The following is an 813-nucleotide window of genomic DNA, read 5'->3' on the forward strand; positions in this document are numbered from 1 at the left end:
GATCTCCTGGATCGAGCCGGCGCCCTTCGGCGGCGGTGCCGGAGCCTCGCCCAGCTCATCCTTGATCTGGTCGATGAACTTCACCACCTTGACGTCGGAAGGAGTCAGCTTGGGTTCGATGGCTGCACGGACATCAGAGTTCGGGTAGACGCCGCGGTCGGCCAACAGAGTTTCGCCGGCCTTGACGTTGTTGGCCAGGAAGTCGATGAACTTGGCAGTTTCCTCAGGGTGCTTGGTGCGCGAGGAGGCTGACCAGAACTGTGAAGCCTTGTACCAGAGCCCGGCATCAGCGGAGGAGCCGGTCTTGGTGGGGAACCGCAGGATCTTGAGGTCACCGCCGGACGCCTTTTCCAAGGCAGGAGCCTGGTTGGACCACCAGAACGCCATGCCGTTCTTGCCGGTGGCGAGTCCGCTCTGGTCCAGCGGGGCAGCTTCGGCTTCGACTACCTCGGACGCGGACGGAACTGCCTTGTTCTCGCTGAGCTGCTTGAGGAATGCCCACCATTCTGCGATGTCCTTGGGCTCAAAGCCCAGCTTGCCATCGGAGGTGTACAGGGACTTGCCGTTTTGGCGGAGCCAAACGCCCAGTGAAGCCTCGTCCGTTCCGTAGGCAGCTGCGCCGTAGGTGCCCTTCGGGGACTTGGTAGTGATCTCGGAGGCGATCCGTTCGAAGTCGTCCCAGGTCCACTTGGAGTCGTCGGGCAATGGAACACCAGCGGCCTCGAAAACCGCAGGGTTGGCCAGGATGGTAGCGGCGTTGATGCCTGCGGCAATGCCCGTCAGGCCGTCCTCGCTCTTGCCGGCATTAAGCGC

Annotated in this window: 1 protein-coding gene; it reads right to left on the reverse strand. The window is 62.6% G+C overall.

The window, feature by feature from the left end:
- Window positions 1–813 (reverse strand): ABC transporter substrate-binding protein (locus AC5RWX_RS33890; RefSeq protein ID WP_494100518.1); only part of this gene is annotated, 813 nt, incomplete at both ends.

It is taken from the genome of Arthrobacter sp. SPT-J7 (assembly GCF_059089965.1).